Consider the following 15,756-nt stretch of genomic DNA (forward strand, 5'->3'; position numbering starts at 1 on the left):
CCCAAGGACGTCGAGCTCGCCGCATAACCCCAGCGAGCCCGAACCGCCCCAAACCCGACAGGGGCGCCTTGACGCAGGACATAGAGGCACCCCCCCGTGCCGCCCTCAGTCATGCGACCCGTCCCACCTGCGTGAACACCGGGTCCGCCGAGCGCTGAGCCATGGCACGGACACTTGGCTGTGCGGCGGCCGGGGGCGCCGCGGAGTCGAGCGCGCAAGCCACAACCAGCTCCGCCGGAGACTGCGGCGCGGGGCACGGGGCAAAGCCCCGAAACGGACCCGACCACCACCACCCAGCGCGCGCCCCGAAAAGAGCCGGCCCCCGCGCCCGCAAGGGCGTGGGGGCCGGGTCCTCGACGGAGGGGCGGTCAGCCGATCTCCGCACCGAACGTCGACAGCGCCTCCGTCACCGGCTGGAAGAACGTCTCGCCGCCCGACGAGCAGTCCCCGCTGCCGCCCGACGTCAGGCCGATCGCCGTGTCGCCCGAGAAGAGCGAGCCGCCGCTGTCGCCGGGCTCGGCACAGACCGTGGTCTGGATGAGGCCCTCGACGACGTCGCCGTTGCCGTAGTTCACGGTCGCATCGAGCGCGGTGACCTCACCGTCGTGGACCTGGGTCGTGGAGCCGCTGCGCTGCACCTGCATGCCGACGGTGGCGTCACCCGCCTTGGTGATGGCCTGCGCGCTGCCGTTGTAGAGGTTGACCTCGCTCGGGTGCGCGGTGTCTCCGTTGTACTTCACCAGCGCGAAGTCGTTGCCCGGGAACTGCGAGTCGACCATCGTGCCGATGGCCGCCCCGCCCGCCGAGTCCGACCACTCGCTGCCGGACTGGCCGCAGTGCCCGGCGGTGATGAAGTGCGGAGCACCGTCCTTGACGACGTTGAAGCCGAGGGAGCAGCGGCCGCCGCCCGAGTGGATCGCGTCGCCGCCGGCGACGAAGGGCTTGAACTCACCCCCGCTCCGCTTGAGTTCGGCCTTGGCGCCTAGACCCTTCACGACATCCTGCAGCTTGGCCAGTTCGGCGCCCTTGACCGTACGGTCCGCCGTGACCACCAGCTTGTTGGTGACCGGGTCGGTGGCCCAGGAGGTGCCCGGGATGCTCGCCCTGTCGGCCAGCGTCTGCCGGGCGCCGGTCAGTTCGGCCAGGGTGTTCTCGACGATCCGGGCCTTGCCGCCCGCCTCGCGCACGGTCTGCGCCGCGTCCTCGGAGACGACGTTGACCACGAGGGCCTTGGTGTCGGCGTCGTAGTAGGCGCCGGCACCGTCGGCGCCCAGGTCCGCCGTCAGCGAGAGGGCGAGCGTCCCCGCCGCCGGTGCGCTGAGGGACTTCACGGTGAACTGCTCAGTGCTGTCACTGGCGTTCGCACTCTGGAACGTGACGCCCGCGGCGACCAGGGCGACGACCGCGCCGCCCGCCACGGCGATTCTTCTCCTGGGTATGCGCCGGTGCTTCAAGACATGACCTCCTGTGGGGGCCGCGCCCGGACAAGTGGGGTGCCCGGACACGGAGGATGGATCGCCCACTATTCCGAGGCGTCGCACTCGCACACAAGGCCGACTCATGGACGGACACACGACAACTCGCCTGCGTTCACAGCCTCTTCACAGGAACACCGCCACCCTTCGGCTCGGTTCACCGGCCATGAAGATGCGCCTGCCGCCGGACGCCCACCCGCCACGTTCACGTGCCGGCTCGATCCACCGCATTCCGGACACAGCGCCACCCGCGGGACCGACATCGCCGCACCCCGGGCTCCCCGCCGTGGCGGCAGCGGCGGATACTGGGACGCCATGCCCGTCGGCCAGCGGGCATCCGCCGCGAAGGGGACAGTGTGCATCGATGTGAGGACGGACGACGGCCGCACTCTGGTGGCCGAGGAGTGGGGCGCGCCGGACGGCACACCGGTGCTGCTGCACCACGGCACTCCCGGCAGTCGCCTCGGCACCGCGCTGCACGATGTCACCGAGCGCCATCCCCAGGTGCGTCTCTTCGCCTACGACCGCCCGGGGTACGGGGATTCCGACCGCCGCGAGGGCCGCCGGGTGGCGGACGCGGCCCGCGACGCGGCGGCGGTCGCCGACGCACTCGGCATCGGCACGTTCGCGGTCGTCGGCCGCTCGGGGGGCGCGCCGCACGCGCTGGCCTGCGCGGCACTGCTGCCGGAGCGGGTGACGGCGGCGGCGGCACTGGTCAGCCCCGCCCCACGGGACGCGGACGGGCTGAGCTGGTTCGCGGGCATGACGCCGATGAACGTGGACCAGTACACGCTCGCCACCACCGACCCGGCGGCGCTGGAACGGCTGCTGACCGCCCTCGCCGACGAGATCCGCCCCGACCCCGTACGACTGCTCGACCAACTGCGCGGCGCGCTCTCGAAGGCCGACGAGCCGGTGCTCGCCGACGAGCGGGTCCGTGCCGTGCTGCTCGCCAACTACCGTGAGGGCCTGCGGGTCTCGGCGTACGGCTGGTTCGACGACACGGTCGCGCTGGCGACGCCGTGGGGATTCGACCCCGCAGTGATCGAGCGCCGGGTGCTGTTGTGGCATGGCGCGGAGGACGTCTTCTCGCCGGTCGGCCACTTCCACTGGCTCGCCGGACGCATCCCCCGCTGCACGGCCGTGCTGCAGCCGGGTGCCGGGCACTTCACGGCGCAGTACGCACTCGGCCGGGCCCTGGAGTGGCTGCGCGAGGGGTGACGAGCGCCGGGCCGGCGGAAAGGTCGGGCCGAACGTGCAGGTCTCCGTTCCTCCCCGCGGGTGGAAGCCCCCACCCGGTGGGTCCGGGCAGGGGCGCGCGTCCGGCGGGGGCAGGACCACCCGCGTCAGTAGACGCTGACTCCGTAGGCGCTGAGCGCTTCGGTGACCGGCTGGAAGAAGGTCGTGCCGCCCGTGGAGCAGTTGCCGCTGCCGCCGGAGGTCAGGCCGATGGCCCGGCTGCCGGAGTAGAGCGGACCGCCGCTGTCGCCCGGCTCGGCGCAGACGTTGGTGCGGATCATGCCGTAGACGATGTCGCCGCCGCCGTAGTTGACGGTGGCGTTGAGGCCCGTGACGCTGCCGCTGTGGGTGCCCGTGGTGGAACCGCGGCGGGTGACGGACATCCCGACGGTGGCGTTGGCCGCGCTGGTGATGTCGACGCTGCCGACGGTGCCCGGGTGGGACAGCGAGGTGTTGGAGTAGCGGACGATGCCGTAGTCGTTGCCGGGGAAACTGGACCCGGCCGTGGGGCCGATGGTGGTGGTCCGCGAGGAGTTCGTGTACCAGGTGCCCGCGCCGTCGGTGCAGTGGCCGGCGGTCAGCAGGTAGTAGGTGCCGCTGCTGGTGCGGACGTTGAACCCGAGGGAACAGCGCCAGCTGGAGGCGTAGATGGCATCGCCGCCCGAGATGAGTTTGGAGAAAGTGCCGGGGGTGCGCTCGATGCGCAGGGCGCCGGCGTTGCTCCCTGCCTCACGCTTGATCCTGGCGATCTCGGCCTGGGAAACGGTGCTGTCTGCGGTGACGACAAGGGTGTTCGTCGCTTTGTCGATGTGCCAGGCGGTGCCGGCCACATCGGCTTCGAGCACGGCGTCGCTCGCAGCGGAGAGCTGAGTCGCGCTGTAGGTCTGCGCCTGGTCGGCGCTCGCGGTGGCGGTGGGGAGAGCCAGTGCCGCGGCCGCGATCAGGCCGGTGGACACGGCGAGCAGGCGGGTGCGTCTGCCGGTGGGGGTGCGGGGGATGGTGCGCTTGATCCTCACTTGTCGTTCCTCCCGAGGGGAAAGGGGGCCCTTTTCGTGGGGGTGGGGCCCGGTGAGGCGCAGTCATGAAGCACGGCGGCCCGTTCGAAAGTCGGACAAGCCATGCCCCTGACAAGCGCTGATTCGGGAGTATTCGCGGCGTCTACCAACCGCACAAGGGCGACTTTCGGCCGCCGTGCACATGCACGACGGCCGGCCCCGGCGGCTGGGATGCGCCGGGGCCGGTCCTGCTCTGCTGTGCTCGGGTCGCCCCTTGAGACGGGTCAGGCGCCGACGAGGTTCCGTTCCGCCGGCCTCGACCGCGGCGGACAGGGTGCTGCCCGGCGGTGGGGAGGGGCAGATGAAGTGGTCGGCGAGGCACACGGGGGCAGCAGCGCCCGGGTGAAGTCGATGTCGACGGTGACATCCGGCGCGGGGGCGGCGGGCCGCAGGAAGCGGAAGCGGTGTGTCTCTCCCCGCTGGTCGCGTCGGCGAAGAGCGCCACAGCGAACTGTCCGCCTCGATCGCCGCCTTGAGGGCGCACGGGGTGCCGCCGACTTCGAAGACGATCTCGCCGCCGATGCCGAGCGCTCTCGTGTCCGTCCGCGTTCTCGACCCGGACGCGCGTGCTCCTCGTACGGCCGGAAGCGTCCGGGCAGCACCCACCGCGGGTCGTACGCGGTGGCCTCGATCCCCTGGAACGCCTTGCGCGCCGGTGCGTCAGGGGCGAAGTCACATGCGGCTCACAGTCCTTCGCGGCGCATGACGCGTTCGGCGGCCAGCGTGCCCGACCCGGGAGTCGGGGGTGGGCGTGTGGTCGGCGGTGAGCCGGACGCTGCCGGTGAACGGCTGTCCGTCGACGGTGAGACCGTCCTCGGGCCCGGCGGTCAGCACCACCTCGTCCCCGTCCTCCAGCCATGTCCCCGGGACGGCCGGAATTCACCCTCCCGGTGGTCGGCCAGCCTGGGTACACCTCCGCCGAAGGCAGGGGGAGGCTGCCCATGAGGGACAGCGGACCGTAAGGACCGCAGACCATGGCCGCACGGCGTGCGTGCCACGGGTGCCGGTTCCGCTCGTGCTGCTCCTCGTGACGGTTCCGCTCGTCCGTGCTCATGCGGTCAACCCTTCCACCAGGCTCACCGCGACCCGGGTACGAGCTGGATCGGCATACTGCTCGCCGACGGAGCTTCCGGCCGTCGGGGCAGGCCGGGACGCCCTGTCGATGTGGCCCGGGAGCGAGGTGGCGACGCCGGGCCGGACGCCCCGTCAGCAGCCGTCGCAGGGGCAGCAGCAGTCGCAACCGTCGCAGCCGTCGCAGTCCCGGCAGCAGCCCTCGCGCTTCTTGCGGGACCAGGGTCCCTCGTACTCCTTGGCGCAGCAGATCCGGCACGTGCAGAAGAGCCCGACGAAGACGGCACAGCCGGCCCAGAAGCCACGCCGCTTGGGCTCCGGTGACCGGCCGCCGAACTGCGGCGGCAGACCCCCGGGTCCCCCGGGCACGCCGGGTCCGCCCGGCGATCCGCCGCCGTAGGGATGGGCGGGGCCGTACGGCCCCGGGGCGCCGAAGGAGCCGCCGCCGGAGGCGTACGGATTGCCCTGCGACGGCCCCGGCTGCCGGTGCGAACAGGTGGCCGTGCCGAATGTGCGGTTCACCGAGGTGCGCAGTTCGTGCGCGAGCAGCACGTGCACCAGCCGGTCGTCCACGAAGCGGACGTCCTTCAGCGCCAGCCTGATCCCGTGCACCGCGTCGTCGGCGAGGCGGCGCGCCTCGGCGAGGGAGGTGCCGGTCACGGTGAGAGGGTTCCACGCGCCCGACGCCGCGTCAGTCTCCTTGTCCTCCACGGCATCCAGCAGATGCGCGAGCCGCCCGAAGAGCCGCCCGGCCTCGGCGAGCGGCGCCATGTTCTCGGGGCGGCCGGCGAGCACCGCGGTGTGCGCGAACGCGGCGGCGGTCGCGGTCTCGGTCGGCTCGGTGACGGTGAGCAGGGAGGTACCGGGCCCGGTCAGCGCCTCGATCCCGGTCTGCCGGTCGACGGCGTCGACGAGGAGCGCCGTGTCGAACCCGAGGGCGGCACCGGAGCGCGCGCCCGCCCTGTCCCAGCCCGCGGCGACGCGGCGAGCGGCCGCGGCGACCGGCCTGCGGGCCAACACGCCGTCCCTGTCGGCGACGTGGTCGCGCACCTTCGCCGAGGCGAGGACGAGCGAGACGGCCGCGGCCAGCTTCGCGCCCTCGCCCCGGGCAACGGGCGCGGTGCGCATGGCACGCAGCGGGCAGGGTCCCGCGGTGCGCCGCTGCGCAGGGGTGCGTTCGCCCTGAGCCTCCGTCAGAACCGAGACGATCAGGCCGTCGTAGTTCGTCACGATGCGGGCGAACTGCCCGTGGTCGGCGCGAAGCGCCAGGCACAGCCCGCACAGGTGCGCCATCCACTCGGTCCTCAGTGCGTCACCGAGCCGGTGCGAGCACGGCCTGACTATTCCGAACAAGTGGGTCCCCCGTGAGTCGTTCGACAGATCGGGGGCATCGTACCGACGGGTCGTTCACCCGTACGTCCCCAAGGTCACCCGTCTGGTCCGACTTTTGTATTTTGATCCCCTCATGCCGCCTGTGCAGCAAGAACCTTGACGAATCGCCACATCTTCTGCACCAGTACCGTCACGAATCCTCTGCGCGGCGGCTATCCACTTGGCGCGCGATCCGCATGATGGACGACCATAGGGGTGCGGAACGACAGACCGCAGTGAGACCACTGCAGCACGGAAGGAGGCGTCCATGGGTTCGGTACGCAAGGCGAGCGCCTGGCTGGGACTCGTCGAGGACAACGACGGGCGTTACTACGACGACGAGTACGCCGAGGGCGCGGAGACGGGTGACGCATGGGTCACCGACCCCCGGGTGCGTGTGGCCTCCGAATCCGCGCAGCAGGAGGGCCGCCGGATCGCCACGGTCTCCCCGGACGGGTTCCGGGACGCCCGGGGCATCGGTGAGCTGTTCCGCGACGGCGTTCCCGTCATCGTGAACCTCACGGCGATGGAGCCGACCGACGCCAAGCGCGTCGTCGACTTCGCCGCGGGCCTCGCCTTCGGCCTGCGCGGCTCCATCGAGCGTGTGGCGACGCGGGTCTTCCTGCTGACCCCCGCCGACACACAGATCGTCAGCGGCGACCCCGGGGGCCGTTCGCAGGACGGCTTTTTCAACCAGAGCTGAGCAGGGCCCTCGCCGGTCGGCTCCCTGGGCCGGCAGCCGGCCTACCGGAACGCGTCGAGGCCGGTGAGCGCCTTGCCCAGCACGAGCTGGTGCATCTCGACGGTGCCCTCGTAGGTGAGCACCGACTCGAGGTTGGTCGCGTGCCGCATGACGGGGTACTCCAGGGAGATCCCGTTCGCGCCGAGGATGGTGCGTGCGGTGCGGCAGATCTCGATCGCCTCGCGCACGTTGTTGAGCTTTCCGAAACTGACCTGCTCCGGCCGCAGCTTCCCGGCGTCCATCCGCCTGCCGAGGTGGTGGGCGAGCAGAATGCCCTTGTGCAGCTCGACGGCCATGTCGGCGAGTTTGGCCTGGGTGAGCTGGAAGCCGCCGATCGGCCGGCCGAACTGTTCGCGCGTCTTCGCGTACGCCACCGCCGCCTCGAAGCTGGAGCGCGCGGCGCCCATCGCACCCCACACGATCCCGTAGCGGGCGTGGCTCAGACAGCTGAGCGGTCCGCGCAGACCGGTGACATCGGGCAGCACCGCGTCGGCGGGCAGCCGTACGTCGTCCATGACCAGTTCGCTGGTCACGCTCGCGCGCAGCGACCACTTGTGCTTGATCTCGGGCGCGGAGAATCCGGGGCTGTCGGTGGGCACGACGAAGCCGCGGATGCCCTCGTCCGTCTGCGCCCACACGACCGCGACGCCGGCGACGGAGCCGTTGGTGATCCACATCTTGCGGCCGGAGAGCACCCAGTCCGAGCCGTCGCGCTTGGCGTAGGTGCGCATGGCGGCGGGGTCGGAGCCGTGGTCGGGCTCGGTGAGGCCGAAGCAGCCGATGATCTCGCCCGCGGCCATGCCCGGCAGCCAGCGCTCCTTCTGCTCCTGGGAGCCGAAGCGGTGGATCGCGTACATGGCCAGCGACCCCTGCACGGAGACGAGGGAGCGGATGCCGGAGTCGGCGGCCTCCAGCTCCAGGCAGGCCAGCCCGTACTGGACGGCGGTCGCCCCAGCGCAACCGTAGCCGTCGAGGGACATGCCGAGCGCGCCGAGGGAACCGAGTTCGCGGGCCAGCTCGCGGATACCGGGGAGCTCGCCGCGTTCGTACCAGTCGGCGATGTGCGGCATGACGCGGTCGGCGGCCCAGGCACGGACGGTGTCGCGGATGGCGAGGTCCTCGGCGTCGAGCAGGTCGTCGATGCCGAGCGGATCGGCCGGGTCGAAGGGCGGAAGCTTCGAGGATGCGGACATGAGGTGGCCTCCGGCGGCTCTCCGGCAGCTCGGCGCTGCGGAACACTGATGACGGGCTAGCCGAAAACTAGCAGTGCTAGTTACGGCTACGCCCGACGTTACGGCTCAGTGTGCCGCGCGTCCAGACCCGACGGCTGCCTGGCGCCGGCGACCGGCGACCGGTTGCGCGGAGCGCGCTCCCGCGCCCCGGTCGTCGCGCACTGCGGCCGCCGTGGGCGGGGCCGGGTGGTGTCCGGATGGGCTGTCCGCTCAGCCGCGCCCGGCGGTGTCGTCCTGCGGCGGGGGGCTGCGGGGCCCCCTGATCGGGGCTGCCTACTCAGCCATGGCCGGCGACGTCACTGCGGCGGGGGGTGGGCGGGCACCGGGCTACCTCAGAGGTGCCCGGCGACGTCGTCCTGCGGCGCGGACCGGGTGGTCAGCGGTCCTCCCGGCCCGCGACTTCCCGGGATGCCCGCCGTGGAGCGGAGCTCGCCGGTTCCAGCGCGGACAGCTACCGCGGCCGGCAATCGTTCGCCCGAGCTCTCGTGGCGCACCTCGTCGCGTCCGGCGCGGGACGGCTCGCGGGACGGCGGGATCGCCGCGTCGGGGCGCGGGCAAGCGTCGGGGCGAGCGGCCGTGTCGGGGCGGACGGCCGCGCATTCCATCGCCCTCGGCAGTCGCAGCGCGGCGACCGCCCCGAGGAGCAGCAGGCCCGCGCTGACCAGCAGCGCGACGTGCAGGCCGTGGACGAAGGAGTGGCGGGCGGTGGTGCGCAGCAGGTCGCCGACGGGGCCGCCGAGGCGATCGGCCTGCTGGTAGGCCTCGCCCAGCGAGTGCGCGGCGGCGGAGCTCGCGGACGCGGGCACGCCCGCCACGGCGGCGACGGCGGGCCCGTATGCCGCGTTCATCACGCTGCCGAGCAGCGCGATGCCCATGCCCGCGCCGAGCTGGTAGGAGGTCTCACCGATGGCGGCAGCTCCCCCTGCCTGCTCGGGCGGCGCCTCGCTGAGCATCGACTCGTACGCGGCGAACAGCGTGGTCTGCAGGCCGAAGCCGAGCAGGACGAAACCCACGGTGAGCAGCAGCGGCCGGTCGTGCTGGCCCATGAGGACCAGCAGCAGCACGGCCGCGGCGGTCAGGACGAAGCCCCAGCCGACCATCCGGCGCGGCCCTGTGCGGCGCAGGGTGTAGGAGCCGGTGGCGCCGGCGGCCATCGCGGCGAAGGTCAGCGGCAGCAGTCGCAGCCCGGTCTCCAGCGGGCTGAGCCCGAGGACCAGCTGGAGGTACTGGACGGCGATCAGTTCCAGGCCGACCAGCGCCAGCATCGCGAGGACGATGCAGCCGACGGACGTGGAGAACGCCGCCCGGGCGAACATGCGCATGTCGATGAGCGGATGCTCGCGCCGCTTCTGCCGCCGCACGAAGACCACGAGGAGCGCGGTGCCGACGAGCAGCGGTCCGACGGCCCTGATGTCCAGTAGTGCGGCGCCGGCGCCGAGCCGCTTGACTCCGAGGACCACCCCGAGGACACCGGCCGCGGCCATCAGCGCGCCGAGCACGTCCCACGGACCGTCGTGTCCGCCGCGTGACTCCGGCAGGAGCCAGCGGCCGACGGGCAGGATGAACGCCATCAGCGGGATGTTGATGAGGAAGACGGAGCCCCACCAGAAGTTCTCGACGAGGAAGCCGCCTAGCACCGGTCCGGTCGCGGCGCCGACAGCGGCGACCGCGGTCCAGATGCCGATGGCCGTGGCACGCTCGCGCCGGTCGGGGAAGACGGCGCGCAGGATGGAGAGCGTCGCGGGCATGATCATCGCGCCGCCGACGCCGAGCAGGGCACGGGCACAGACCAGCACTTCAGGAGTGGGCGCGAAGGCGGCGACGGCGGAGGCGAGCGCGAAGAGCGCGTAGCCGATGAGCAGCAGCCGTCTGCGTCCGACCCGGTCGCCCAGCGTGCCGAACATGATCAGCAGCGAGGCACAGACGAGGGGATAGGCGTCCACGATCCACAGCAGCTCGACACCGCTCGGCCGCAGGTCCTCCGTGACGGCAGGGACGGCGACATGCAGGACGGTCGCGTCCAGGGCGACGAACAGCAGGCTGACGCACAGGACCACCAGGACGACCCAGCGGTTGGCACCGCCGCCGGCGGCGCGCAGGCGTGCCCCGGCCGTGGTCGTCACGGACATGTACGAACCTCCCAGTGAAGCCTCGCGCTCGGTGGACCGGCCGGGGACGGTGCTGCTGGCAGGTCCCCGCAGGCGGCCCGGCATCGACGGGCGAGTGAGCGCCAGCGTACGCGAGTTCGCGCGGGGTGCGCGTGGCCGATCTCTCACCTGCGCTCACGGCCGGTGTGGCGTACGCCACTCCACCCACCGGAGAGGGCGGATCCCGAGCACTCCTGAACGGTACGGAAATTCCACGGGGTACCCCGGTGAACCATTTCCCGATGCCCTCCATGAATCGCCCCGGGAAGACCGTCCGATAAACAGGGAACAAGGCCAGCGGTTTTTCCTGACGGGCCATGAATAGAAGAGGATCTGAGACAAACTCCACATCACATAGGCATCACGAAAGGAGTGGATCGACCTGACGCGGCACTCACTCGCTGTAACGTCGATTGGGTGCGTACCGACATCTTTGCCCGGCTGGACCGGGAGCCGGAACCGCCGAAGATAGAGATCCCGCGGATGAGCCGCACACGTCTCGCGCTCTTCGGCGGGACGTCCGCGTTCTATGTGGCCATCGTCGTCGCCGTGCTGGCGTCGACCTGGCTCGTGGCCCTGGACTGGAAGCTCATGCTCTTCCGTCCGTACGAGCAATGGCCCGAACAGCACGCGTTTCTCGATTACTTCGTGGTACTCGGCCAGCGCGGCCCGACGGCCGTCATGGTCGCGGCGTGGCTGGGCTGGCGCTCCTGGCGTCAGCACACCCTCAGGCCCCTGCTGGCGCTCGGCGCGGCTCTGCTGCTGCTGAACGCCACCGTGGGTGCGGTCAAGATCGGACTCGGCCGGCTCGGCCCTCACTACGCGACGCAGATCGGCTCGGCCGAACTCTTCGCCGGCGGCGATATATTTCCTTCCGGACATACCGCCAACGCCGTGGTGACATGGGGCATTCTGGCGTATCTGGCCACCACGCCGAGGGCCCGCCGGTATCTGTCGGCCCTGTCCGCCGTGGTCTCCCTCGGTGTCGGACTGACCACCGTCTACCTCGGTACGCACTGGCTGAGCGACGTCCTGCTCGGCTGGGCCGCCGGACTGCTGATCCTGCTGGGACTGCCCTGGTGCGAGCCGGTCATCGCCCGCGCCGAGCGATTCATCCTGGCACTGCGCGACCAGTGGCGGGCGCGCCGGACACTGTCCCCCTCCCGCCCGGTCGCTGCCGGGGGGCCGAGGCCCGCGGTGTTCCCGCCCCGGGTGCACGCGCCCGCGGCGGACGATCCGTCACGGGAGCCGGTCGCCATGGTCGGTGGCGCCCGGCCCGGTCCGCCGGCCGGCACGAGGACGACGGCGTACCCGACGGCGACGCATCCCCAGCGCCCGCACGCGGTGCGCTCCGAGCGTTCGCCCGTCACCCCGTCGGGCAGCAGACGCCCGCCGCACTCGCGGCCCGTCACGGGCGGCTGAACAGGCGGCACGATCCACGGAAGGCCCCGGCACACAACGTGCCGGGGCCTTTCGCCGTACGTGGGTCCCTGCCGCCCGCGTGCCGCTTCAGCCCTTCCAGCAGCGGATGACGGTGCCGTCGCGCACCTCGAAGTTGAGGCGGCCCACCATGTACTCCATCGTGATGATCGAGCCGGGCGGCAGTGCCCTGACCGTCGTCCAGCCACGCTCACGGGCCTGCTGCTCGGCGGCCTGGGCGCCGAGGCCGACATAGGAATCCGGCGTGTCGTCGGGCTGCTCGGGAGGTGTCGGTATGGGTGCCATGCAGTCCACCGTAGATGGCAGCGGACGGTGACGGAAGCCGGGAACTCGATCACCCCAGCAGCCCCGTGTACCTCACCGGTCACGCTTCTGTCACAGGTTCCCGACACCGCTCCGGTGGAGTTCCGCGTGAGCCCGTTCACTCGAACGGGTGCTGCGCGGGTGTTCGCCGAATAATTCGGCGGGAGGCCTTGGCGATCATGCCCGATTTCCGCTGCCGAATTACCCTGAGGGGTCGGCTGGCCGAATTGACACGGACGATGAATTCACCACTTCCTTACCAAATCCCCTCATCCGTTACCCCGCGCGATCGGTCCCGGAGGCCAGAGCACGAGAGAGACGGTCGCGTACGTCCCTGATGCGGTCGGTCAGCTCGGGCGGCTCGACCACCTCGAAGTCCACGCCCATCAGCATCACGTGGATCACCAGCACGTCCAGACCGGCGGCCCCGGTGCGCAGCAGGCAGCGGGACGCGTCGATCGCCTCCAGCACCCCGTCCAAGGGCCCGATGGTCTGCGCCGCCTGCTCGGCAGAGGTATGGAGTCTGATCACCGCGCGGGCCGCGTACGCGGCGGTGGAGACACCTCGGGATACGTAGGCGGCCAGGTCGTCGGCCGGCGGCGTGCGCGGGGCGAAGCGCGGGCCGTGCGGGGGCTTCGGCGTGATCCGGTCCGCGCGGAACGTCCGCCAGTCGGCCCGGTCGAGGTCCCAGGCCACGAGGTACCAGCGGTGCTCGGTGCACACCAACCGGTGCGGCTCGACGGTGCGGCGGGTCGCGGTGCCGGCGTGGTCGAGGTACTCGAACCGCAGCCGCTCGCTGTCGCGACAGGCGTTCGCGAGCTCGGTCAGCACCGACGGGTCGAGCTGCGCCCGGGGCGTGCGCAGCATCGGCACGGTGAAGGCGTTGAGTGCGCTCACCCGGCGGCGCAGCCTGCCCGGCAGCACCTGCTCCAGTTTGGCGAGCGCGCGCACGGAGGTCTCACCGATGCCCTCGATGCCCTGGCCGGCCGCCGTGCGCAGTCCGACGGCGACGGCCACCGCCTCGTCGTCGTCGAGCAGCAGTGGCGGCAGTTCGGCGCCCGCGCCGAGCTGATAGCCGCCGCCCGTGCCGGGACTCGCGTTGACGGGATAGCCGAGCTCGCGCAGCCTGTCGACGTCACGGCGCACGGTGCGCGGGGTGACGCCGAGCCGTTCGGCGAGATCGGCGCCCGACCATTCGCGATGAGCCTGCAGCAGCGAGAGCAGGCGCAGGAGTCGTGCCGAGGTCTCCAACATGGCCCGAGTCTGCCAGCCGTTGCGGACAGTTTCTGTCCGCAGGCCGCAGGCCGCAGGCGCCGGGATGCGGGGTCGCGGGGTCGCGGCAGCGGATCGGTCCGTCGCCGTGACGCGTACGCCAGAGGTCGTTGTCGCCCGTGTACAGGGCCCGGCAGCCAGACCGCTGTCCGTGCGCTGCCTCGGGTAGACGCAGACCCCTTCTTGTCCCAGACGTCGTCGAGGATCCGGGAGATCCGGATGCCCTCGGCGTCCGCGGCGGGACGCGGCCGCAGCTCCCACAGTTGCTCCTTGCCGCCCGCGGAGTCGGCGATGGAGGCATGAGGGAGGGTGAAGCCGAAGACACGGCCCCCGCCCGTCACGGGCACCTCGTGCACCCGGCCGCCCGAGCTGAGGCGGGCCTCCGCCACGGCGACGTCCCCCAGCTCCGTGCCGTACAACAGCCCTCCACGGACATCGCGCCCCGCCCCGGCGTGAGAGCGATGTCACCCGCCTCGGCGTGTGGGGCGCGGAGCCGGCAGCGGACCGCGAGGCCGCGCGCCGCCGTGGGATACGAGACCCGTACGGCTATCCGGTCCGGATCGCGTCAGATCGACCAGGGCCCGCAGATCCCGCGCACCGGGCTCGACGGCCTCCCCGGATTGCGGTGAATACCTCCCAGCGGCCCTCTGCCAGCTCGGTCCCGGCTTCGAGTACCGCCTTCGCCGTGCCGTCACCGACGTCGGTCAGGGGCAGCCGCACCTCCTCGCCGGCGCTGCCGGCTCCGACGCGCCGCAGGACGAGCGCGACGCCGGCTCCCACAGCCTCGAAGACGACGGCTCCCTATGCGCCGGCGACGCGGTGCGCCCGCGGGGTCCGCCGCCCGCCTGCCGTGGTGGACGTGCTCAGGTGCCCTTCTTCCCTCGGCGGATCACGTCCGCGGCAACATAACGCAGCCCATAAGCCCCGTCATAGAGCGCGCTTCCGCCGCGGTGCAGCGCTTCGCGCAGCGAGCCGACCCTCTTGTGCCGCACATCACGGGCCACGAGGTCGGCGAACAGCGCCTCGTGCCGCTCGGCGATACGGGCCGGGTCGAACCGGGCGGAGGCGGCCAGCGCCGCCTGCCCGGTGCGCCGGCGCAACTCGTCGTCCTCGATCAGCCCGAGCAGCGCCGCCGCGATCGCGTCCACGTCGCCGACCGGCACGAGCCGGCCGTCGACGCCGTCCTCGATGATCTCGCGCGGCCCATGGGGGCAGTCGGTCGAGACGACGGGGAGGCCGCAGCGCATGGCCTCCACTATGGTCATGCCGAAGGACTCCATGGTGGAGGTGACAGCAGCCACGGAGCCCTTGACCCACTCGGCCTCCAATGGGTTGGCCGTGCCCATGAGGAAGACGTGGTTCTGCAGGCCGCGCTTGTCGATCAGGGCGCGCAGGGCCTCCTTCTCGTTGCCGGTCGCGTCCCCGCTGCCGTAGATCCGCAGTCTCCAGTCGGCCCGGACGGCGACCACCTGGGCGAAGGCCTCGATGAGCACGTCGTAGCGCTTGACGCGGGTGAGCCGGCCGGCCGCCACGACCCATTTGGCGGTCGAGTCCGCGGGCGCCACCTTCGGCGGCGGCACGCTGTTGGGCACCGCCTCGATACGGACGCCGGGCAGGTCGAGCTGCTCGCGGTAGGCGCGTGCGTCGGCCTCGGTGACCGTGGTGACCGCATCCAGGACCGCGTAGCGGTGGGCGATCTCCCGGCGCAACCGGTAGCCGTGGCCGTCCAGCGTCAGGTGCTCCTGGCCGATCCGCACGATGTCGCGCGGGGCCTGGCGGGCGATGTGCACATTGAGGCCGGGTCTCGTGCCGACGACGACGTCGGCGTCCAGCGACTGCAGATGGGCCTCGATCCGGAGGTCGGTGAGGCGGCTGTACTGCTTGTGCCTCCCGTCGCCGCGCGGGAAGACCTTCGCGGGCCGCGCGGCGAGCGGGTCGTCGCCGTCGTAGCCGGGGCTCTTCTTGCGCCGGTCGACGAGGTGCTTCAACGTCACACCCTCCGGAGCGCCCATGGTGGGCTCGTCGCGGTGGCGGAAGACGGAGACGATCTCTACCTCGTGCCGTTCGGCGAGCGTCCGGGCGAGGTTGAACGTCGTCCGGATCGTTCCCCCGATGCCATAGGCATTGTGGAGCAGAAATGAAATACGCATGCCTCGTCGCGTCCCCCTGACGTGCTTCGCTCCCCCGGTCCTGAGGGCGCCCCGTAAGAACTGTACTGGCCGGTCAGGGGCGGTACGGGAGCTGGGGCACGGTGAAGCAGTTCCGCGGTGGTGCACGAACTGCGCCGGGGGGCGGTCGTGTTCGGCGCGGAGCCCGGCGAGTTCCCCCGCGCCGGCACCGGCTCGCGTCCCAGACACACCCGATGAAAACGACCGGTGAACACAGCCGACGACACGACCGACGACGCAC

General features: G+C 71.7%; 12 protein-coding genes. 3 read left to right on the forward strand and 9 right to left on the reverse strand.

What is annotated here, in order from left to right:
* Positions 1 to 368 precede the first annotated feature (368 nt).
* Positions 369 to 1,454, reverse strand: a complete 1,086-nt coding sequence (locus ACH5AF_RS34015) for a S1 family peptidase (RefSeq protein ID WP_398907252.1) — start codon at positions 1,452 to 1,454, stop codon at positions 369 to 371.
* A gap of 336 nt (positions 1,455 to 1,790) precedes the next feature.
* On the opposite strand from ACH5AF_RS34015, the gene ACH5AF_RS34020 reads away from it, so the two are divergent.
* Positions 1,791 to 2,696, forward strand: a complete 906-nt coding sequence (locus ACH5AF_RS34020) for an alpha/beta fold hydrolase (RefSeq protein WP_398907254.1) — start codon at positions 1,791 to 1,793, stop codon at positions 2,694 to 2,696.
* A 125-nt stretch (positions 2,697 to 2,821) separates the two neighbouring features.
* Here the strand turns inward: ACH5AF_RS34020 and ACH5AF_RS34025 are convergent, their stop codons facing one another.
* The 3 genes from ACH5AF_RS34025 to ACH5AF_RS34035 all read right to left on the reverse strand — a co-directional run bounded on the left by ACH5AF_RS34025 (position 2,822) and on the right by ACH5AF_RS34035 (position 6,193).
* Complete coding sequence (locus ACH5AF_RS34025) at positions 2,822 to 3,730, reverse strand: S1 family peptidase (RefSeq protein WP_398907255.1); 909 nt, start codon at positions 3,728 to 3,730, stop codon at positions 2,822 to 2,824.
* Positions 3,731 to 3,993: 263 nt separating this feature from the next.
* A complete protein-coding gene (locus ACH5AF_RS34030) occupies positions 3,994 to 4,371 on the reverse strand; it encodes a hypothetical protein (RefSeq protein ID WP_398907257.1) in 378 nt (125 codons plus the stop codon).
* A 604-nt stretch (positions 4,372 to 4,975) separates the two neighbouring features.
* The gene (locus tag ACH5AF_RS34035; protein ID WP_398907259.1) at positions 4,976 to 6,193 is read right to left on the reverse strand and encodes a DUF5685 family protein; all 1,218 of its coding nucleotides are present in this window, start codon (positions 6,191 to 6,193) and stop codon (positions 4,976 to 4,978) included.
* 286 nt (positions 6,194 to 6,479) lie between these two features.
* Here ACH5AF_RS34035 and ACH5AF_RS34040 point away from each other — a divergent pair, with 286 nt between their 5' ends.
* Positions 6,480 to 6,914 carry a cell division protein SepF gene (locus tag ACH5AF_RS34040; RefSeq protein WP_398907261.1) on the forward strand — a complete coding sequence of 145 codons (435 nt, stop codon included), beginning with the start codon at positions 6,480 to 6,482 and terminating at the stop codon, positions 6,912 to 6,914.
* Positions 6,915 to 6,955: 41 nt separating this feature from the next.
* Here the strand turns inward: ACH5AF_RS34040 and ACH5AF_RS34045 are convergent, their stop codons facing one another.
* Both ACH5AF_RS34045 and ACH5AF_RS34050 read right to left on the reverse strand, forming a co-directional pair.
* Positions 6,956 to 8,146, reverse strand: coding sequence for an acyl-CoA dehydrogenase family protein (locus ACH5AF_RS34045; RefSeq protein WP_398907263.1), 1,191 nt, complete (start codon positions 8,144 to 8,146; stop codon positions 6,956 to 6,958).
* Between the two features lie 371 nt (positions 8,147 to 8,517).
* Complete coding sequence (locus tag ACH5AF_RS34050) at positions 8,518 to 10,314, reverse strand: MFS transporter (RefSeq protein ID WP_398907265.1); 1,797 nt, start codon at positions 10,312 to 10,314, stop codon at positions 8,518 to 8,520.
* 435 nt (positions 10,315 to 10,749) lie between these two features.
* On the opposite strand from ACH5AF_RS34050, the gene ACH5AF_RS34055 reads away from it, so the two are divergent.
* Positions 10,750 to 11,754, forward strand: a complete 1,005-nt coding sequence (locus ACH5AF_RS34055; protein ID WP_398907267.1) for a phosphatase PAP2 family protein — start codon at positions 10,750 to 10,752, stop codon at positions 11,752 to 11,754.
* Positions 11,755 to 11,841: 87 nt separating this feature from the next.
* On the opposite strand, the gene ACH5AF_RS34060 is transcribed toward ACH5AF_RS34055, so the two are convergent.
* The 3 genes from ACH5AF_RS34060 to ACH5AF_RS34070 all read right to left on the reverse strand — a co-directional run bounded on the left by ACH5AF_RS34060 (position 11,842) and on the right by ACH5AF_RS34070 (position 15,497).
* The gene (locus ACH5AF_RS34060) at positions 11,842 to 12,057 is read right to left on the reverse strand and encodes an I78 family peptidase inhibitor (RefSeq protein ID WP_398907268.1); all 216 of its coding nucleotides are present in this window, start codon (positions 12,055 to 12,057) and stop codon (positions 11,842 to 11,844) included.
* Between the two features lie 294 nt (positions 12,058 to 12,351).
* A complete protein-coding gene (locus tag ACH5AF_RS34065; protein ID WP_398907270.1) occupies positions 12,352 to 13,329 on the reverse strand; it encodes a helix-turn-helix transcriptional regulator in 978 nt (325 codons plus the stop codon).
* 881 nt (positions 13,330 to 14,210) lie between these two features.
* Complete coding sequence (locus ACH5AF_RS34070) at positions 14,211 to 15,497, reverse strand: glycosyltransferase family 4 protein (RefSeq protein ID WP_398907272.1); 1,287 nt, start codon at positions 15,495 to 15,497, stop codon at positions 14,211 to 14,213.
* Between the last annotated feature and the right edge of the window lie 259 nt (positions 15,498 to 15,756).

This window comes from Streptomyces sp. NPDC018833 (assembly GCF_044390825.1).
Taxonomy (GTDB): Bacteria; Actinomycetota; Actinomycetes; order Streptomycetales; family Streptomycetaceae; genus Streptomyces.

Bases quoted from the DNA above. Each gene is read 5' to 3' on its own strand.
- ACH5AF_RS34065 (WP_398907270.1), bottom strand. From the start codon at position 13,329: ATGTTGGAGACCTCGGCACGACTCCTGCGCCTGCTCTCGCTGCTGCAG.
- ACH5AF_RS34060 (WP_398907268.1), bottom strand. From the start codon at position 12,057: ATGGCACCCATACCGACACCTCCCGAGCAGCCCGACGACACGCCGGAT.
- ACH5AF_RS34050 (WP_398907265.1), bottom strand. From the start codon at position 10,314: ATGTCCGTGACGACCACGGCCGGGGCACGCCTGCGCGCCGCCGGCGGC.
- ACH5AF_RS34020 (WP_398907254.1), top strand. From the start codon at position 1,791: ATGCCCGTCGGCCAGCGGGCATCCGCCGCGAAGGGGACAGTGTGCATC.
- ACH5AF_RS34070 (WP_398907272.1), bottom strand. From the start codon at position 15,497: ATGCGTATTTCATTTCTGCTCCACAATGCCTATGGCATCGGGGGAACG.
- ACH5AF_RS34040 (WP_398907261.1), top strand. From the start codon at position 6,480: ATGGGTTCGGTACGCAAGGCGAGCGCCTGGCTGGGACTCGTCGAGGAC.
- ACH5AF_RS34045 (WP_398907263.1), bottom strand. From the start codon at position 8,146: ATGTCCGCATCCTCGAAGCTTCCGCCCTTCGACCCGGCCGATCCGCTC.